The organism is Hymenobacter jeollabukensis (assembly GCF_005771675.1).
GTDB lineage: Bacteria > Bacteroidota > Bacteroidia > Cytophagales > Hymenobacteraceae > Solirubrum > Solirubrum jeollabukense.
Genome location: NZ_VAJM01000008.1, coordinates 156964 through 174003 on the forward strand (window position 1 = coordinate 156964; position 17040 = coordinate 174003).

The following is a 17040-nucleotide window of genomic DNA, read 5'->3' on the forward strand; positions in this document are numbered from 1 at the left end:
GGATCGGGACAGGACTATACCCGACATCGGCGGTGCGTGATAGATAGGGTAATACGTAGTAAGCCGCTGAAAGTGAAATAATAGCAGCGCGTCAAATCAACACGGGCTTGGGCTAGCTCAGCGGGAGCCGCGCCACTACCCGGAAGCCCGGGCCGCTGGCGTCGTAGCTGACGGTGCCGGCGGCGGCGGCGGCCCGGGCCTGCATGTTGCGCAGCCCCTGCCCGCCGCTGGTCCGGGCGGGTACGGTGGGGCCGCGGCCGTCGTCGTGCACGTCCAGCTCCAGCTGCCGGCCGCGCAGGCGCAGGCGCACCGTCACCTGCCGGGCGCCGGCGTGCTTCACGGCGTTGTGCAGGGCTTCCTTGTAGATCAGGTACAGGGCCTGGCGCGAGGCCAGCGGCACCGCGGCGGTGGTCAGGTCCGGGTCGGCCACGAAATCCAGCTCCACGCCGGCCGGGGGCAGCACCAGGTAGGCGTGGTCGCGCATGCGGTCGAGCACGCTGGTGAGCGAGTCGTTGCGCGCGTCGATGCCCCACACCACGTCGCTCATCTGGCGGGCGGCCTGCCGGCTGGTTTCGGCCATGTGGTCGAGGTGCTGGCGCTGCTGCTCGGGCGGGTACAGGCCTTCGCGCAGCATGGTGCTCTGCATGGATATCTGCGTGAGCAGGGAACCCACGTCGTCGTGCAGGTCGGCGGCCAGACCGGTGCGCAGGGCGGCTTCGCGGGCGGCCTGGCGGCGGCGGTACTGCCAGAAAGCCAGCCCGCTCAGCCCGGCCACCAGCCCCAGGAAGCCCAGCAGCAGCAGCGCCTGCCAGCGCTGGCGCAGGCGGTTCAGCTCCTGCTGCTGCTGCTGCAGGCGCGTCTTCTGCGTCAGCAGCTGAATCTGCGCTTTTTGCTGGTGCAGCTCGTTGCGGTACTGCAGGGCCACGGTGCGGCGGCTTACTTCGGCCCCGGTCAGGCTGTCGCGGGCGGCCATGAACTGCTGCTGGGCCTGGTAGGCGCGGGCGAAGTCGTGGCGGCGGGCGTAGGCGCGGGCCAGCACCTCGTTGGCGTCCCGAATGCCTTCGGGCGCGTGCAGCAGCCGGCTTTCCCGCAGGCTTTGGCGGGCGTAGGCCACGGCGCTGTCGGTCCAGCCGCGGTTCAGGCTGCTGCGGCCCAGCAGCCCCAGCACCCGCGGCACGGCCAGGGGCAGCACCTGGCGCGTGGGGCCCAGCACCACGTGGGCGCGCGTCATGGCCGTGGCGCAATGGCCGAGCTGTTCGTCCATTTCGGCCAGGTTGATTTCCATGCGCAGGATTTCGGCGGCCAGGTGCAGCCGCTGGCTGATGGCCATGCTCTGGGCGTAGTAGCGGCGGGCTTCCGTCCAACGCCCCTGTTCCCGGCGGATTTCGCCCAGCTCCCCGTAGATGAGGTTGAGCCGGTCGGGGTAGTCGTGGCGCTGCGACACCTGCAGGGCGTGGTGCAGGTAGCGCTCGGCGTTGTCCAGCTCGCCGAGCTGTCGGTACACGTTGCCGATCTGAATCTGCAGGCTGGTGTAGAAGCGGCGGGTGTCGCCCGCGTCGTAGGAGGCCGGCACGCGGAAGCAGTAGGAGAGGGCCGTGGCGTACTGGCCCTGCTGGGCCGCAATCTTGGCCAGGCGGCCCAGGCAGCGGATCTGCCCGCCGACGTTGTGCAGGCGCGTGAATTCCGTGTTGGTTTTGCTCATCCAGCGCTTGGCCTCGTCGTACTCGCCGAGCAGGATGTAGCAGTCGGCCACGTCGAGCAGGGCCTCGGCTTCGTAGTCCTTGTAGCCCAGCTGCCGGGCCAGCCGCAGCGCTTCCCGCAGCACCGGCAGGCTGGCGCGGGTGTCGCGCTGCTGAATTTCCCAGCCCAGGTTGGTGGTCAGCGCAATCATGACGGTATCCAGCCGCGGCCGGGCGCGAATCAGGGCCTGAATGCTGTCGAGGCGGTGCTGGCTGGTGCGCTGCACCCGGCCGGCCGCCAGCGTCGACGGCCCGGACGGCGGGGGCGGGGCCGCTGGGTGGGCGTTACGCGGCGTTGCCTCCGCTCCGGGTACCACGAGCAGCCAGAGGCTGAAGAAGGCAGCGGAAAGGAGCAAAAACCAGCGCATGGAGGCAAGGGCAGAGTACAGGCAAACTAAGTGGTACAATATACCACAATTCCGGGGCTATTTCTTTCACTCTGCTGAGTTGATTGACCGAAAAGCAGCCGGAACATCTTTGCTCTTGTTTGCCCTTTGCCCGACCGGTTAGTCGGCTGCAACTCCGGTCACCTGCGCCACGGCCCGCAGCAGGGCCGCGCAGGCCCAGTCGATTTCGGCGTCGGTGATGGTGAGCGGCGGGGCCAGGCGCAGGGAGTTGTCGCAGAAGAGAAACCAGTCGGTGAGCACGCCTTCGTGCTGCAGGGCGTGGTCGATGATGGGCTTGAGCACCGCAAACGACTCGAACTCCACGGCCAGCAGCAGCCCCAGCCCGCGCACCCCGCGGATGGCCGGGTGCCGCAGCTGCCGCCGAAACCGCTCAGCCTTCTCGGCCACGCCGGCCAGCAGGTTTTCGTCCTGAATCACGCGCAGCGTGGCCAGCGCCGCCGCGCACGACACCGGGTGCCCGCCAAACGTGGTCAGGTGGCCCAGAATCGGGTCGGACTTGAAATCCTGCATGATTTCCTGGCGCGCAATGAACGCCCCAATGGGCATACCGCCGCCCATGCCCTTGGCCGTGAGCAGAATATCGGGCACCACGCCGAACTGCTCGAAGGCCCAGAACGTGCCGGTGCGCCCGAAGCCGCACTGAATTTCGTCCAGAATCAGCAGGGCCCCCACGTCGGAGCAGCGCTGGCGCAGCTGGCGCAGGTAGTCGCCCTGCGGCACGCGCACGCCGGCCTCGCCCTGTACCGTCTCCACGATGACGGCGGCCGTGCGCCCGGTAATCAGCGCGAGGTCCTCGGCGGCGTTGTAGCGGATATGGCGCACGTCGGGCAGCAGCGGGCGGAAGTTGCGCTTGAAACTTTCGGAGCCGGTGACGGACAGGGCGCCCTGGGTGGAGCCGTGGTAGGCGTTGTGGCAGCTCACCAGCTCGGTGCGGCCGGTGTGGCGCTTGGCCAGCTTCAGCGCGCCTTCCACGGCCTCGGTGCCGGAGTTGGTGAAGTACACGTTGTCGAGCTCGGCCGGCAGGGTGTGGTGCAGGGCCTGGGCTAGCTCGGCCGGCGGGGCCTGCACCAGCTCGCCGTACACCATCAGGTGCAGGTACTTATCGAGCTGCCCCTGAATAGCCTGTAGCACCTGCGGGTGGCGGTGCCCCACGTTGCTCACCCCGATGCCCGAAATAAGGTCGAGGTAGCGGCGGCCGTCGGGTCCGTACATCCATACCCCCTCGGCCCGCTCGATTTCGAGCAGCAGGGGGAAGTCGGACGTCTGGGCTTGGTGGCGCAAAAAGAGCTGGCGGGGCGTGAGCATGGTACTGACGGAAGCTGAAATCAACCGCAAAAGTACCGCGCCGGGGGCGAAACCGGGCCGTAGCTTAAGTTGGACTGGAAAGACTACAGCCCGTCATGTCGAGGCAGCTTGCGTGCTGACGCTGGCTGGCACTCTTCTCGTTCAACGAGGATTTTACTATCTGTCGTCAGTACGCGAGATGTCTCGACTTCGCTCGACATGACGGCCAATTAGCACCGGAGAAACCCGCCTAAAAACAACCGAGGCGGCCTTTGCGGGGCCGCCTCGGTTCATCTATGTAACATGCGGCCTAGTTCTGGCCGCTCAGGGCACCGCCGGCAGCGCGGCGGTTATCGAGGCGCTGAATCAGCTCCTTGGTGAAGTCGCGCTCGGCCTGCATCAGCTGGGCCACCTGGCGCAGGGTAATGACCTTGGCGAACTTGTCGACGTACTCCTTCTCCAGGTTGATTTCGCCCTGGCGGAGCTTGAACTGCTCGTCGAGCGCGGCACGGATGTCCTTGTCGCTCATGGTGCTGAAGTCCTGGCCGCGCAGGCCCATCTTGGTTTGCTTGCGCAGCTCGCGGCGCTTGTCGGTAAACTCGTTGAAGAGCGGCCAGAAGCGCTGGGCCTGTTCGGGCGTCAGCGCAATTTTGTCGGTGATGTAGGCAATGCGGGCGTTTTCGAGGCGCTGGCCGGGGCGCTGCCGGCCGCCGGGCTGCTGGGCCCGGGTGCTCAGGCTACCGAGCAGCAACAGCGCCACCAGCAAAGCGGGGCGGGCGAGGAGGCGGTTCATGCGGGGAAAAACAAACATCGGGGGCGAAATAACACTACAAATACACATCTAGGCTCGGCTGCTCGTCGAGGGCGGCCTGGATTTCGGCGTCGGTGCCGGGCAGGAAATCGGCGGTCAGGGCGCGCTCGGCCACGTGGGTATCGGCCAGGTCGGCCAGGGTCACGCGCGGGGCGGCGTCGGAGAGCAGGTACTGCACGGCCTCGGCGCGGGGCACGGCGGCCAGGGCCTGGGCGGCGTTGGCGCGGCGGGCTACGCCGGCTGCGGGCAGGCCGCCGGGGCGCGAGGTCAGCCAGAAGCTGCCCACGAAGGTGAGCAGCAGCACTACGGAGGCCAGGGCCGTGCGCAGCGGGGCGCTCAGGCTGGCGAACCAGCCCCACAGCGGGGCCGGTTCGGCGGCGGGGCGTACGCGATGCATCACGCGCAGCGGCAGCTTATCGAAGTAATCCGCGGCGGGCGGGGCCAGCGGTGGCTGGGGGCGCCGTGGGTGCTCATCGAGGCGGAAGGGCGTTTTCATATCGGTTGGAGGGCCGCGGGGGCCGGAGGTTTAATCGGTTTCCTGGTTTACGTACTGCTCAATTTTCTTGACGGCGTGGTGGTACGAGGCCTTCAAGGCACCCACGCTGGTGCCCGTCACTTCGGCCATCTGCTCGTAGGGCATTTCGTCGTAGTAGCGCAGGTTGAACACCAGGCGCTGCTTATCGGGCAGGCGCAGGATGGCTTTCTGCAGCTTCAGCTCCACTTCGTCGCCGGCCAGCTGCTCGTCGGCCTCCAGCTTCTGGGTCAGCTCGGCGCCCACGTCGTTCAAGGGCAGAAAGAACTTGCGCCGCTTGCTGGAGAGAAAGTTCAGGCACTCGTTGGTGGCAATGCGGTAAATCCAGGTGTAAAGCGACGCGTCCTGGCGAAAGTTCTCCAGGTGGTTCCACACCTTTATAAACACGTCCTGCGTGAGGTCGTCGGCGTCGGCGTGGTCTACCACCATCTTGCGCACGTGCCAGTACACCTTGCTCTGGTACTTGCGCACCAGCTGGTTGAAGGCCAGGTTGCGGCTGGCCGGGTCGCGGAACTTGAGGAGGATGTCCTGATCTTCCAAGCAGCGGGGAGGAGGTGAGGTGGAGCGGGGTGCGTGGGGCTTAGAGCGCCCGGGCGGGGCTTAGTTTAACGAGCTTGCCGGAAAACCTTTTCATTTTAGGCTGGCGTAGCGGGGCTTGCTGGCTTATCCTATTATTGCCCAATGATATCCGTATTTCCACTTATAGCTACCTGCTGGCTGGCCCTGAGCGTCGCCGCGCTGCCCTCCGAAAGCGAAACCTACCGCCGCCGCGTGCTGGCCGACCCAGCCCTGCTGCCCACGGAGCTGCTGCCGCAGTACGCCGGCCGCTCCTTCGCGCCCGTGTGGCTGCCCGCCAAGGACGACGGCGCCCTGGGCTTTATCGGCCCGAACTACCAGCGCCTGGACCTGAAGCTGCTGACCGTGAAGCCCACCGCCGGGCAGCCGGGACAGTACGCCGTGACGGGCAAATCCCGGGTGAAAACCAACGTAGCGGCCTTTGCGGGTACATTCAAGCTGCTGCACGTGCGCGTCAACCGCGCCCGGCCCCGCACCCTTGACGACGAGCCCACCATAGCGGTGAAGTCGGGCATCGTGCTGGCCGAATACGAATTGCGGGAGCCGGCCAGCCAGTCCGGCACCGGCGTATTTGGGGCGTGCTGCACGCCAAATGGTACGAGGACGCCCGGGGCCGGCTGTACTACGACGACCTGCTGAGCTTCGCCGACAGCTACGCTAACAACCAGGGCGTGGGCACCTGGACCTCCTACCGCAGCAAGCAGGTGAAGCGCTGCAACTGGGGCCGCCACCGCATTCCGAACAGCGGCGACCTGGACCAGGGCGCGGGCGAGTTCAGCCCGACCGACAAGTACCTGCCCTACGGCTGGCAGCAGTACCGGCAGGCCTGGACCGGACAGGACCTGGCCGCGCAGCGGCGGGAACGAGCGGCGTGGTGGAAGTAAGAGCCGCGCATTGGCGCCGCTTCTGCGTTTCTTTATAACCTTTTTCCGGGCTCCCGGCCGGGCCTCCGGCTCACTCCCCGGCCGTGGCTGCGCCGCTCTTCCGCTTATGGCTACTACTTTCTTCTGCTTTTGGTGGCTGGCCGTGCCGGGCATGGTGCTGCTGGCCCGGCCCGCCGCCGCGCAGCAATTCGAGCTGAACAGCGTGCCGGTGGCCCCGGCGCCCGCGCCGACCCCGGGCGCGCCGTCGCCCAAGCTGACCAGCCTGCCCGCGGCCGCGCAGTACCGCCTCACGGCCATAACCATCGACGACGCCCGGCCGCTGACGTCGAGCCGGGCTATCAAGCTGCCGGCGTTTTCGCGGCCCGGGCAAATGGACAAGGTGTGGCCGGTACTCACGCCCGAGCAGCGCGCCGGCATTCAGCGGGTGGTGCAGGCGCCGTTTTCGGCCGACTCTACCAAGCCCGCCGTGACGCTGCGCTGCCAGCTCGATGATGCCTACCAGACGTTTTTCGCCACGACCGAAGACGAAAACGTGGCGGCGGGCGCGCGGGTGACACTGGAGCTGCTCGACGCCCAGGGAGACCTGCTCATGGCCGCCACCGGCCAGCAGCGGCTAACCCGCCGCAGCCTGGATGCCCGCCACAATGTACTGGACGAGCTCTACCAGCAAGCCCTGCTCAGCGCCGTGCGCCACGGGCTGCTGCAGCTGGTCATGACCGCTGCGGCCGAGTAAGGGGCTTTGAAGCCTCACATATACATGCTATTGCCTTCGGAAAAATACCGCCTGGCAGCCCCAGCGGCTTGGGAAAAGGCAACGCTGCCGCCTGGTAGTGGCGCCCGGGTCGGGCAGAACCGTATTTTTACCGCCGAACCCCAACCATCCGCCAGAACACCGTGAGCACCCTGATCCAATTCGTCGCCAACTACGACGACCTGAGCACCGATAAAGGCTTCCAGTTCAAGTTTCACTGCGACAAGTGCCGCAACGGTCACATGTCGCGCTTCCAGCCCAACGCCGTGGGCATTGCCGGGGAGCTGATGCGCGCCGCCGGCAGTTTGTTCGGCGGTTATTTCTCCGACGCCGGCAGCGCCGCCTACCACGTGCAGCGCGCCGTGGGCGGCAAGGCCCACGACGACGCCCTGGAAAAAGCCGTGCAGGAGGGCAAAGCCTACTTCAAGCAGTGTACCCGTTGCGGCCACTGGGTGTGCCCCGACGTGTGCTGGAACCACCAAGCCGGCCTCTGCGAAGACTGCGCCCCCGACGAGCAGGAGGAGCTGGCCGCCCAGCAGCGCCAGGCCGCCCGCGACCAGATCTACACCAAAACCCGCGAGCAGGACTACACCCAGGGCCTGGATTTCCTCGGCACGGCCAGCGTGCAGCAGTGCGCCAGCTGCCAGACCAAGCTGGCCCCGGGCCAGAAGTTCTGCCCCAGCTGCGGCACCCCCAACCCGGCCGTGCAGGCCCAGGCCAAGGACAAATTCTGCGGAAACTGCGGCGCCGGCATGAAGCCCGAGCAGAAGTTCTGCGCCGAGTGCGGTAGCAAGCAGTAAGGCGCCGGTTCGCCCGGCAAGCGTCCCCGCCCGCATCTGGCTCCGGCCAGTCCGGGCGGGGACGCTCGTTTTGGTCCGCTCCGGCCCTTGGTCAACTTATTTCGGTCAGTGCGTGTGATGTTGAAGCGGTGCCGGCGAATAATGGGGCAGAACGCACCAACCAGCCTACACCTATGATTTCGCCCGCCTTTGCCGCCCGGCCGCCCGGTCATTGCCCGCCGGCTTTTTCGGGGCCCGGGCCCGGCCGCCCGGCCCGCATTTATGTCCTTCCAGCCGGTTCGGCTTACCCGTCCGTAGCTCATGGCCCCGCTTCCTACTGAGCAGCAGTTTCAGCGTTGGCTGGAGCAGCACCGCGGCATTTTGTTCAACGTCGCCCGCACGTACTGCCGCGACGAGGACGACCGGCAGGATCTGCTGCAGGAAATGCTGGTGCAGCTCTGGCAGGCCCTGCCGCGCTACGACCCGGCCCGGGCCGCCGCCTCGACCTGGGTGTACCGGGTGGCGCTGAACACGGCTATTTCCTTCCACCGCCGGCACGTCGGCCGCCGGGCCGCCCGCGTGCCCCTGCCGCCCGAGCTGCCCCAGCCCCCCGACGCCGAGGCGCTGGAGCGGGAGCAGCAGCTGCGGCAGCTGGAGCAGTTCATCGACGAGCTGCGCGAGCTGGACAAGGCCCTGATGCTGCTGTACCTGGAAAACAAGAGCCACGCCGACATTGCCGACATCCTGGGCATTTCGGTGAGCAACGTGGCCACCAAAGTAAGTCGAATCAAAGAGCAGCTGCGCCAACGCTTTGCGCGCCAAACCGCCTGACTATCATGGAGCAAGACGAATTTCAAAACCTCTGGCGCCAGGCCCAGCCCGAGGCCGGGCCCACACCCGCGCTGCCGCCCCTCGGCCCGAGCAGCGCCCCTTCGCTGAGCCGCATCCTGCGCCCCCTGAAGCGGACCAAATGGATAGGAGTAGGTATAGGCCTGGTGTGGGTCGGGCTGGTGGATCTGCTGCTGTACTACTGCTGGCCCATTGCCACCCCGTTTTTCCTGGTGTCAATCGGCGGGCAGGTGCTGATCAGCAAGCTGATGATCGGTATCTACCTGTACCAGCTGGCCCTGGTGCGGCGCGTCGACGTGGGGCAGTCCATCGTGGCGGTGCAGCGGCGGCTGGCCCGGGTGCGGCTGACTTCCCTGTGGGTGCTGCGCATCGGTTTTCTGCAGCTGCCGCTCTGGGCCACCTTTTTCTGGAGTGAGCGGCTGTTCCGCGAATCGTCGCAGCTGCAGCGGCTGGCGCTGCTGGGGCCCGCCCTGCTGCTGGCGCTGCTGGCCGGCTGGCTGTTCGTCAATATCCGCTACTCAAACCGCCACCGGCGCTGGTTCCGGGCGCTGTTTGGGGGCTCGGAGTGGGCGCCGCTGATGCAGGCCATGCAGCTGCTGGAACAGCTGGAGGAGGATTACCGGCCGGAGCCGCCGGCTCAGCCGCAACGCCCCTAGCCAGCCGCCGGCTCCAAGACGGGCGTGGCCGTAGCCCTACGGCGTGGCGTAGCTGAAGCCCACCGTCAGGTTGTAGTTGTCGGGGTTTTTGCCGGCCAGCACCCGGCTTTCGTGGGTGTAGTTGCTGGTAGCGTTGACGGCCAGCCGCTTGGTCACTTTGAATGTCACCGTGGCCAGCTGGCTTACCCGGAAATCTGATACCGTTGGGATGGAAGGCTGGTAGAAGGTGAAGGTGCTGACGGTGAATTGCCGGAGCGTGTAGAGCAGTTTCAGGCGCAGCGAGTTGCGCGTCACCACCCGCTCACTGCCGTCGACGTAATAGGTGGCTTCGCGGATGAGGAGGTTACTCAGTGCCACCTCGCGGGTGCCCAGCGAGTCGCGGTAGAACGACCAGCCGGGGCCCGTGCCCACCTGCCAGCGGTCCGCAATGCCGCGCAGGTTGCTGCGCTCGTAGCCGCCGAGGCCGTAGGCGCGGAAGTGGCCCTTCCAGTAGTAGGGCGTGGTGTTGGCCAGGATTTCCCGCTCCTTGAGCTGCCGGTCCTGCTTGCCGTAGGTGAAGGTGCCCGTCACCGGCAGGCCGAAGTGCAGGCCGCGGTTGAAGCTCACCGAGTGCGTGGTGGTCAGCAGCGTGCGGTACACCCCGCCGGCCGACAGGGCGCCGGTGAGCGTGCTGGTGTAGTGGATAATGGTGGTGTCGGGGCGCTGGGCGCGGGCGGCGTGGGCGGCGAGCAGCAGGAGGCTAAACAGGAAAAAGCGGTGGCAAATCTTCAGCATCAAGGGCAGTAAGGAGGGCACAGAAGCCGGCGCGGCAGCCGCACAAAGGTACCAAAATGCCAAAACTGAGGCTTTGGGCGGTGCTGTAGGCGGCTAGCAGGGCCCGACAGCTCTTGGTCCGACCGCTGCAATTTCCTAGGTTCGGCCCGGCCCCGGCGGCTGGCCGCTCGGCCGCCTATCGGCCGGAGCCCAGGCTATGATGGAACTGCTGCGGGCGCACCTGGCCCGGTTTATCGAGCTGCCCGAGGCAGACTGGGAGAGCATTCAAGGCTTTTTCGAGCTGTTGGATGTAGGCAAGAAAGCCAACCTGTTGGTGCAGGGCGAGCTGTGCCAAGCGCACTACTTCGTGGCCCAAGGCTGCCTGCGGCTGTATTTTGTGAACGATAAAGGCACCGAGCAAACCACGCAGTTTGCTCTGGAAGGCTGGTGGCTGACCGACTACGCCGCCTTCGGCACCTCCGCGCCCGCCACCTTCGGCATTCAGGCCGTGGAGAAATCGACGGTACTGGCCATTTCCTTTGCCGGGCAGGAACAGCTGCTGCATGAGTTTCCGCGCCTGGAACGCTACTTCCGGCTGATTCACCAGCGGGCCCACGCCGCGTCCCAGTTCCGGATCAAGGGGTTGTACTCCTTGTCGGGGGAGGAGCGGTACTGGCAGTTTCATCAGCGCCAACCCGCGTTTGTGCAGCGGGTGCCGCAGTACCTGCTGGCTTCGTACCTGGGTATCACGCCCGAATACCTGAGCGAAATCCGGGGGCGGCGGCATTCTTAAACCAGTTTAAGGATTCTGGCCGCGGTGGTGCCCGAGCTTTGTGAGCATCAACTCATTTCAGCACAAAGCACTGATTCTTATGGAAAAGCGCGTGAACATCGAGGCCGCCCTGCCCACCGTCTGGAAAGCCATGTACAACCTGTCCGTCAGCATGGCCAAGACCAGCCTGACGCCCGTACAGCAGGAATTAATTAAAGTTCGGGTGTCGCAGATCAACGGTTGTGCCTTCTGCCTCGATATGCACAGCAAAGAGGCCCTGAGAATCGGGGAAACGCCGCAGCGGCTCCTGCTGCTGAATGCTTGGCGGGAAACTGATCTGTTTACGGCCGAGGAAAAAGCCATCCTGGCCGTGGCCGAGGAAGTGACGCTGATTCACCAGCACGGCGTTTCGGATGCCACGTACCAGCAAGCGGCGCAGCTGTTCGGCCCCGAAGTCGTGGCTCAGATCATCGTAGCGGCTGTGCTGATTAACACCTGGAACCGCATTGCCGTCAGCACCCAGCTGCCCGTGGCGCACTAGCGCCAGAGGAAACTACCTAGCCGTTGACCGGGCTGCTTCGACAAGCGCAGCAGCACGCTTGAAAATAGTCAGGGCCCAAACGCAACACCGCCCCGGCAGCCAGCTGGCTACCGGGGCGGTGTTGCACGTAAGCGCAGCCTGAAGTTACTTCCGGCGGGCCATTACTTTCTCCACGGCGGCCACGATGGCCTGCTCGTTGAGGCCGTACTTCTCCATCAGCTGCTCGGGCGTGCCCGACTCGCCGAAGGAGTCGTTGACGGCTACCATTTCCAGGGGCAGCGGCTCCTCGCGGGCCAGCAGCTGGGCAATGCTGTCACCCAGGCCGCCGTTCATCTGGTGCTCTTCGGCCGTCACCACGCAGCGCGTCTTGCGGGCCGAGGTCAGCACGGCTTCCGCGTCCAGGGGCTTGATGGTGTGGATGTTGATGATTTCGGCGTTGATGCCCTTCTCAGCCAGCAGCTTGCCGGCCAGGATGGCCTTCCACACCAGGTGGCCGGTGGCGAAGATGCTCACGTCGGTGCCCTCGTTCAGCATCACGGCCTTGCCGATTTCAAACTTCTGGTCGGCGGGGGTGAAAACGGGCACCACCGGGCGGCCGAAGCGCAGGTACACCGGGCCCTCGTAATCGGCAATGGCAATGGTGGCGGCCTTGGTCTGGTTGTAGTCGCAGGGGTTGATGACCGTCATATGCGGCAGCATCTTCATCAGGCCGATGTCCTCCAGAATCTGGTGGGTGGCGCCGTCTTCGCCCAGGGTCACGCCGGCGTGCGAGGCGCAGATCTTCACGTTCTTGCCCGAGTAGGCAATGCTCTGACGGATCTGGTCGTAGACGCGGCCGGTCGAGAAGTTGGCGAAGGTACCGGTGAAGGGAATTTTACCGCCGATGGTCAGGCCGGCGGCCAGGCCCATCATGTTGGCTTCGGCAATGCCCACCTGGAAGAAGCGCTCCGGGAAGTCCTTCACGAAGGCGTCCATCTTCAGGGAGCCGATGAGGTCGGCGCAGAGGGCCACCACGTTGGGGTTGGTCTGGCCCAGCTCGTGCAAACCGGCGCCGAAGCCGCTGCGGGTGTCTTTTTTCTCGGTGTAGGGGAAGTCTTTCATAGGAAAAGGGAGAAGTTTCAGAGTGGAAATGCCGCTACGACGCCGAAGCGGCGTCTTCGCGCCAGTGCAGGCCGGCGGGCAACGGTTGAGAAGAAAATTCGAGGTGAATCACGCGCCGCGGCCGCTCGTCGAGGCTGCGGTGGGAAGCGTGCAGGGTTAGTGGCTTCATCAGCATCACCCCGCCGGCCGGCACTGGGCAGACCTGCGCGTGCGGCGTGAAATCGGCAATGGCCGCGGCGTGAATGGGGCCGTGCCGGTGCGAGCCGGGCACTACGCGCAGGGCGCCGTTCTGGGCGTCGCAGGCGTCGAGGTGAATGCGCAGGGTGCAGATGCCTTCGAGGTACTGGCGCGGCGGCTGCACGTTTACGCCTTCGGGCCGTACGTTCCAGGGGCCAAAGCCGGGCAGCTCGGCACGCCGGTCCACGGCCACCATCAAATCCTGGTGCCAGGCCACTACCCAGTTCGAGCCCGCGGGCTTGTCGAAGTAAATGGCTTTGACCAGGTGCGGCGGCGCCGGCAGCAGCTGGTTCAGCAGCCGCGTAAACCGCTCGTTCCAGATCAGCGGGCGTAGCGCGGGCAGCTCCGTGAGCAGGCTGCGGATGGCAAACAGGTCAGCGGTGCGGCGGAAGTTGCCGCCCGCCGCGCCGGCTTGCTCGATAATGGCCAGCATAGCCCGGATTTCGGCCGGGGCGTACACCTGCTCCACCACGGCAAACCCGTCGCGCTGGTACTCCAGTAAGGTGTTTTGCGCGGTCTGAATCATTTGCCGAAGATGCTGACCGAAGAGGTTTGCCCGCTGCGGATGGTGAAGGAGCGCACGTCGGTGAACCGGCTGCCGGTGGCCGTGGCCGTGCGGTACACCAGGCGGTAGGCGCCCGGCTGCATGGGCAGGTTGATTTTCGAGGAGCCGCCGGGCGGCAAATCGTACACCCAGGTCTGCGAGTCGTCCTGGTTGAGGCGGTAGATGCTGCCGTAGCCCTTCAGGTCCGACACGATGTTCAGGGTGCCGGGCGCCTCGTAGGTCACGGTGGTTTCCTGGCCCTGCTTCACCGTAACGCGCCGGACGAGGCGCGGCAGCGTGAGGATTTCCACCTCGTAGTTGCCGGCCAGCAGCTTTTGCTTCGAGCCGAAGGCCCGGGCCAGCACCGTAGCCGGCGAGGCCTGGGCCCGCACCACCGCCTGCACCGTGCCGTAGGGGTTGGTGGTGATGGGCGGATTCAGCAGACTAAGCGTGCCCTGCGGGGTTTTGTACGTCAGCACGTTGGCCTTGCCGGGCTTTATCACCAGGTTGGCCTGGCGCACCGGCGGCACCGTGTTGATGACCAAATCGTAGCTCTGCAGCGCGTCGATGTCGAGCACGTCGGCCTGGCCCTTGGCGTCGCGCCAGTGCACGTAGTTGTACTCCGGCTGCTCGGTCACGTTGTTGATGAAGGTCATATTCACGTTCGACTCCACCGGCCGGCCCGCCTCGTCGGTCAGGTTCACCGCCACCGTGGTCTTGGCCAGGGTCTGGGCAATGACGTCGTTGAGAATGGTGCGGAAGGTCTTCACGTCGGCCGCGTTGTAGTACTGACCCAGGCACTTGAGCTGCTCGCCAAACTCCCGCTCCGCCCCGATACCGATGACGAAGGGCTTCAGAAACACCCGCTTGCGCTGCAGAGCCAGGGCCGTAGCGCAGGGGTCGCCCTTGCACGATTCCAGCCCGTCCGTTATCAGGATGAGCACGTTGCGCGCGTTGCGGTCGGCCGGGAAGTCGTTGGCCGACTGCCCGAGCGAGTAGGTAATCGGGGTGTTGCCCTGGGGCCGCAAATCCTGCAGCTTCTGCTTGATGGCGGCGGCGTTTTTGCGGGCAAAGGGCACTTCCAGGCGCGAGTCCTCGCAGTTGTTCTCGGTATTGGGGTGCTGATGGCCGTAGGCGCGCAAAGCCAGCTCCAGGTTGGGGTAGGCGTTGAGCGAGTCGGCCATCTTGGCCAGCAGCGCCTTGGCCACGTTCCAGCGCGGCTGTCCTTCCCAGGGCGCGTTCATCGAGCCCGAAGCGTCGAGCACGAAGAGGATGCGCGTGGTCTTGGGTTGGCTTGACGGGGCCCCCTGCTGGGCACGCAGCGGCTGGCTGACCACCAAGCTGGTCAGCAGCAACAGCCAGAACGTGCGTGCGAGTCGTGCCATAGGCGCCTCACCCCCGACCCCTCTCCGAAAAGGAGAGGGGAGCCTGACGTCAGCAGGCCAGGAGTCAATGTGCTTGATTGGTCGTCATGTCGAGCGAAGTCGAGGCATCTCGCGTGCTGATGTTGGCTAGTAGCATCCTCGCTCAACGAGAAGCATACTAGCCGCCGTCAGCACGCAAGATTCTTCGCTGCGCTCTGAATGACGTTCTAATTCCGGGTTAGTAGTCCGACGCCTTTTCCACGCTGAGCTGCTGCAGGGCTTTTTCCAGCTGCTCATCGTTCGGAGCCACGCCGTGCCACTTGTGGCTGCCCATCATGAAGTCCACGCCGTAGCCCATCTGGGTGTCCATCAGGATCATCACCGGCTTGCCTTTGCCGAGGCGGGCCTGGGCGTCTTCCAGGGCGGGCAGCAGTTGCTCCAGGTCGTTGCCGTTGGCTTCGAGCACTTCCCAGTTGAAGGCCTCGAACTTGGCGCGCAAATCCCCCAGGCCGCCGATTTTGTCGGTCGGGCCGTCGATTTGCTGGCCGTTGCGGTCCACCACCGCAATCAGGTTGTCGACTTTGTGGTGCGGGGCGTACATGGCCGCTTCCCACACCTGGCCTTCCTGCAGCTCACCGTCCCCCATCAGCACGAACACGGTGCGGTCGTCGCCGTTGAGCTTCTTGGCCTGAGCCGCGCCGGTGGCCACGCTCAGGCCCTGGCCCAACGAGCCGGAGGCCACGCGCACGCCGGGCAGGTGCTCGTGCGTAGCGGGGTGACCCTGCAGGCGCGAGTTCAGCTTGCGGAAGGTGCTCAGCTCGCTTACCGGGAAGTAGCCCGAGCGGGCCAGCACCGAGTAAAACACCGGCGAAATGTGGCCGTTGGAGAGGAAGAACAGGTCCTGGCCCACGCCGTTCATGTCGAAGGGCTCGGGGTGATGCTTCATCACCTTGAAGTAGAGGGCCACCAGCAGATCGGTGCAGCCCAGCGAGCCGCCGGGGTGGCCGGAGTTGACGGCGTGCACCATGCGCACGATGTCGCGGCGCACCTGCGCGGCAATCTGTTTCAGCTCGGCAACGGAGCGGGTGGCCGTGGCTTCGGCGGCGGGAGAAGAAGAAGCGGACATAGGGGAAAGGAAGTGAATGAGCGAAAGAGAGAAGGCGCCGGGTGCAGCAGCCCGGGGCGGCGCGGCCGGCTAAGTTCGGCCCTCGGGGCGGCTTGTGCCAAACCCGGCGGTGGTGAATCCTACCGAAAACGAAACCGGCGGGCCCTGTGCTGGGTCCGCCGGCCGAAAGGGGCTACTTGAGCAGTTGCTCGGCGTGATTCTTCGTGTCGGGGCGGCGGATGATGCGCTCCACGCGGCCCTCGGCGTCGATGAGGAAGGTAGTGCGCACGACGCCCCAGTAGGTGCGGCCGTAGTTTTTCTTTTCCTGCCACACGCCGTAGGCTTCGGCCAGGGTGCGCTCGGGGTCGGCCAGCAGGGGGAAGGGCAGCTCGAACTTGTCGGCAAACTTCTGGTGCGAGGCCACGTCGTCGGGGCTCACGCCGAGCACCTGCAGGCCCGCCGCGCGCAGCTGGGTTTCGCCGTCGCGCAGGGAGCAGGCCTGGGCCGTGCAGCCGGGCGTGTCGTCCTTGGGGTAGAAGTACAGGGCCACGCGCTGGCCGCGGTAGTCCGCGAGGCGGCGCGTCTGGCCGCTTTGGTCCTGGGCCGAGAAGTCGGGGGCTGGGTCGCCGGGGTTGAGCGTAATCATCGGCCCCAAAGGTAAACGGTTGGCCCGGATGTGCCGAACCCGCGCCCGGTTTTGCCGCGCGCGGGCCAAACCGGCGCCGGAGGCGTGTCGGCGTCCTACGCCGCCTCGGGCTGCTGGGTGTAGATGAGCCTGTCCACCGCGAAGCCTTTCTGGCGGGCCATTTCGGTGAGGTTGGCCAGGGCCGGGTGGCTGAGCTGCGGCTCCCGGCTCAGAATCCACAGCCCTTTGCGGTCGGGCGTGCCGACGAGGGCAAAGCGGTAGTCCTCGTCGAGGGCCAGAATCCAGTAGTCGCCCTCGAAGGGCCACTGAAACTGCACTTTGAGCTTGGCGTTGGTTTTCGCGTCGACTACCCGGGCCAGGCCGCGCACGGTTTCGGCGGGGCCGTTCACCGAGTCCTGGTGGCAGGTGTTGTGCACCTCGATTTTGCCGTCGGCCATGGGGCGGTACTCGGCCGTGACGTGGGTGCAGCCTTGCTCGAAGCGCTGGGGCAGGCGGGCAATTTCATACCACTGCCCGGCGTAGCGGTGCAGGTCGACGTGCGGCACGGTGGTCAGCGGCGGGAAGCGGCGGCGCGTGAGGGCGTACACGGCGGCGCCAGCGGCCACGGCTGCCACGGCAGCCTGCCACAAAACGGGTGTGCGAGGTCTGGGCATAAGGAAAGAGTAGGGGTGAAATTGGTGTACGCAGTGCGGGACACGGGCGTTCAGCG

The 17040-nt window shown here is 65.9% G+C and carries 20 protein-coding genes; 8 read left to right on the plus strand and 12 right to left on the minus strand.

Annotation, left to right across the window (positions count from 1 at the left end; translation table 11 throughout):
- Positions 1 to 112: 112 nt before the first annotated feature.
- From FDY95_RS16020 to FDY95_RS16040, 5 genes are all read right to left on the minus strand, one after another.
- The gene (locus FDY95_RS16020; protein ID WP_138079266.1) at positions 113 to 2107 is read right to left on the minus strand and encodes a tetratricopeptide repeat-containing sensor histidine kinase; all 1995 of its coding nucleotides are present in this window, start codon (positions 2105 to 2107) and stop codon (positions 113 to 115) included.
- Positions 2108 to 2245: 138 nt separating this feature from the next.
- Positions 2246 to 3451 (minus strand): aspartate aminotransferase family protein, encoded by a 1206-nt coding sequence (locus tag FDY95_RS16025; protein ID WP_138079268.1) that lies wholly within the window; start codon positions 3449 to 3451, stop codon positions 2246 to 2248.
- 289 nt (positions 3452 to 3740) lie between these two features.
- On the minus strand, positions 3741 to 4223 hold the full coding sequence (locus FDY95_RS16030) for a periplasmic heavy metal sensor (RefSeq protein ID WP_171025713.1): 483 nt from the start codon (positions 4221 to 4223) through the stop codon (positions 3741 to 3743).
- A gap of 34 nt (positions 4224 to 4257) precedes the next feature.
- Entirely contained in the window at positions 4258 to 4737 is a 480-nt protein-coding gene (locus FDY95_RS16035) for a hypothetical protein (RefSeq protein WP_138079272.1), read from the minus strand.
- 30 nt (positions 4738 to 4767) lie between these two features.
- Positions 4768 to 5313 (minus strand): RNA polymerase sigma factor, encoded by a 546-nt coding sequence (locus FDY95_RS16040; protein WP_138079274.1) that lies wholly within the window; start codon positions 5311 to 5313, stop codon positions 4768 to 4770.
- A gap of 141 nt (positions 5314 to 5454) precedes the next feature.
- Here FDY95_RS16040 and FDY95_RS16045 point away from each other — a divergent pair, with 141 nt between their 5' ends.
- From FDY95_RS16045 to FDY95_RS16070, 6 genes are all read left to right on the plus strand, one after another.
- Positions 5455 to 5988, plus strand: a complete 534-nt coding sequence (locus tag FDY95_RS16045; RefSeq protein WP_138079276.1) for a hypothetical protein — start codon at positions 5455 to 5457, stop codon at positions 5986 to 5988.
- On the plus strand, positions 5928 to 6233 hold the full coding sequence (locus FDY95_RS16050) for a hypothetical protein (RefSeq protein WP_138079278.1): 306 nt from the start codon (positions 5928 to 5930) through the stop codon (positions 6231 to 6233). The genes FDY95_RS16045 and FDY95_RS16050 overlap by 61 nt, the downstream gene beginning before the upstream one ends.
- Positions 6234 to 6339: 106 nt before the next feature.
- A complete protein-coding gene (locus tag FDY95_RS16055) occupies positions 6340 to 6966 on the plus strand; it encodes a hypothetical protein (RefSeq protein ID WP_138079280.1) in 627 nt (208 codons plus the stop codon).
- 161 nt (positions 6967 to 7127) lie between these two features.
- Positions 7128 to 7784 (plus strand): zinc ribbon domain-containing protein, encoded by a 657-nt coding sequence (locus FDY95_RS16060; RefSeq protein ID WP_138079282.1) that lies wholly within the window; start codon positions 7128 to 7130, stop codon positions 7782 to 7784.
- A 300-nt stretch (positions 7785 to 8084) separates the two neighbouring features.
- Positions 8085 to 8594, plus strand: coding sequence for an RNA polymerase sigma factor (locus tag FDY95_RS16065; protein WP_138079284.1), 510 nt, complete (start codon positions 8085 to 8087; stop codon positions 8592 to 8594).
- Positions 8595 to 8599: 5 nt separating this feature from the next.
- Positions 8600 to 9268 (plus strand): hypothetical protein, encoded by a 669-nt coding sequence (locus FDY95_RS16070; protein WP_138079286.1) that lies wholly within the window; start codon positions 8600 to 8602, stop codon positions 9266 to 9268.
- Positions 9269 to 9304: 36 nt separating this feature from the next.
- Here the strand turns inward: FDY95_RS16070 and FDY95_RS16075 are convergent, their stop codons facing one another.
- Positions 9305 to 10042: a DUF481 domain-containing protein gene (locus tag FDY95_RS16075; RefSeq protein WP_138079288.1), complete on the minus strand. Its 738-nt coding sequence runs from the start codon at positions 10040 to 10042 to the stop codon at positions 9305 to 9307.
- Positions 10043 to 10238: 196 nt separating this feature from the next.
- On the opposite strand from FDY95_RS16075, the gene FDY95_RS16080 reads away from it, so the two are divergent.
- Together FDY95_RS16080 and FDY95_RS16085 are read left to right on the plus strand one after the other, a co-directional pair.
- Complete coding sequence (locus FDY95_RS16080; RefSeq protein WP_138079290.1) at positions 10239 to 10814, plus strand: Crp/Fnr family transcriptional regulator; 576 nt, start codon at positions 10239 to 10241, stop codon at positions 10812 to 10814.
- 79 nt (positions 10815 to 10893) lie between these two features.
- Positions 10894 to 11334: a carboxymuconolactone decarboxylase family protein gene (locus tag FDY95_RS16085; protein ID WP_138079292.1), complete on the plus strand. Its 441-nt coding sequence runs from the start codon at positions 10894 to 10896 to the stop codon at positions 11332 to 11334.
- A gap of 144 nt (positions 11335 to 11478) precedes the next feature.
- Here FDY95_RS16085 and FDY95_RS16090 read toward each other — a convergent pair whose 3' ends face one another.
- From FDY95_RS16090 to FDY95_RS16115, 6 genes are all read right to left on the minus strand, one after another.
- Entirely contained in the window at positions 11479 to 12435 is a 957-nt protein-coding gene (locus FDY95_RS16090) for a transketolase family protein (RefSeq protein WP_138079294.1), read from the minus strand.
- A gap of 34 nt (positions 12436 to 12469) precedes the next feature.
- On the minus strand, positions 12470 to 13198 hold the full coding sequence (locus tag FDY95_RS16095; protein WP_138079296.1) for a phytanoyl-CoA dioxygenase family protein: 729 nt from the start codon (positions 13196 to 13198) through the stop codon (positions 12470 to 12472).
- The gene (locus FDY95_RS16100; protein ID WP_138079298.1) at positions 13195 to 14601 is read right to left on the minus strand and encodes a vWA domain-containing protein; all 1407 of its coding nucleotides are present in this window, start codon (positions 14599 to 14601) and stop codon (positions 13195 to 13197) included. Before FDY95_RS16100 ends, FDY95_RS16095 begins: the two co-directional genes overlap by 4 nt.
- Positions 14602 to 14818: 217 nt before the next feature.
- Positions 14819 to 15706 carry a transketolase gene (locus tag FDY95_RS16105; protein ID WP_138079300.1) on the minus strand — a complete coding sequence of 296 codons (888 nt, stop codon included), beginning with the start codon at positions 15704 to 15706 and terminating at the stop codon, positions 14819 to 14821.
- A 172-nt stretch (positions 15707 to 15878) separates the two neighbouring features.
- Positions 15879 to 16328, minus strand: a complete 450-nt coding sequence (bcp, locus tag FDY95_RS16110) for a thioredoxin-dependent thiol peroxidase (protein ID WP_212744916.1) — start codon at positions 16326 to 16328, stop codon at positions 15879 to 15881.
- A gap of 98 nt (positions 16329 to 16426) precedes the next feature.
- Entirely contained in the window at positions 16427 to 16984 is a 558-nt protein-coding gene (locus FDY95_RS16115) for a lipocalin family protein (RefSeq protein WP_138079304.1), read from the minus strand.
- Positions 16985 to 17040: the final 56 nt, after the last annotated feature.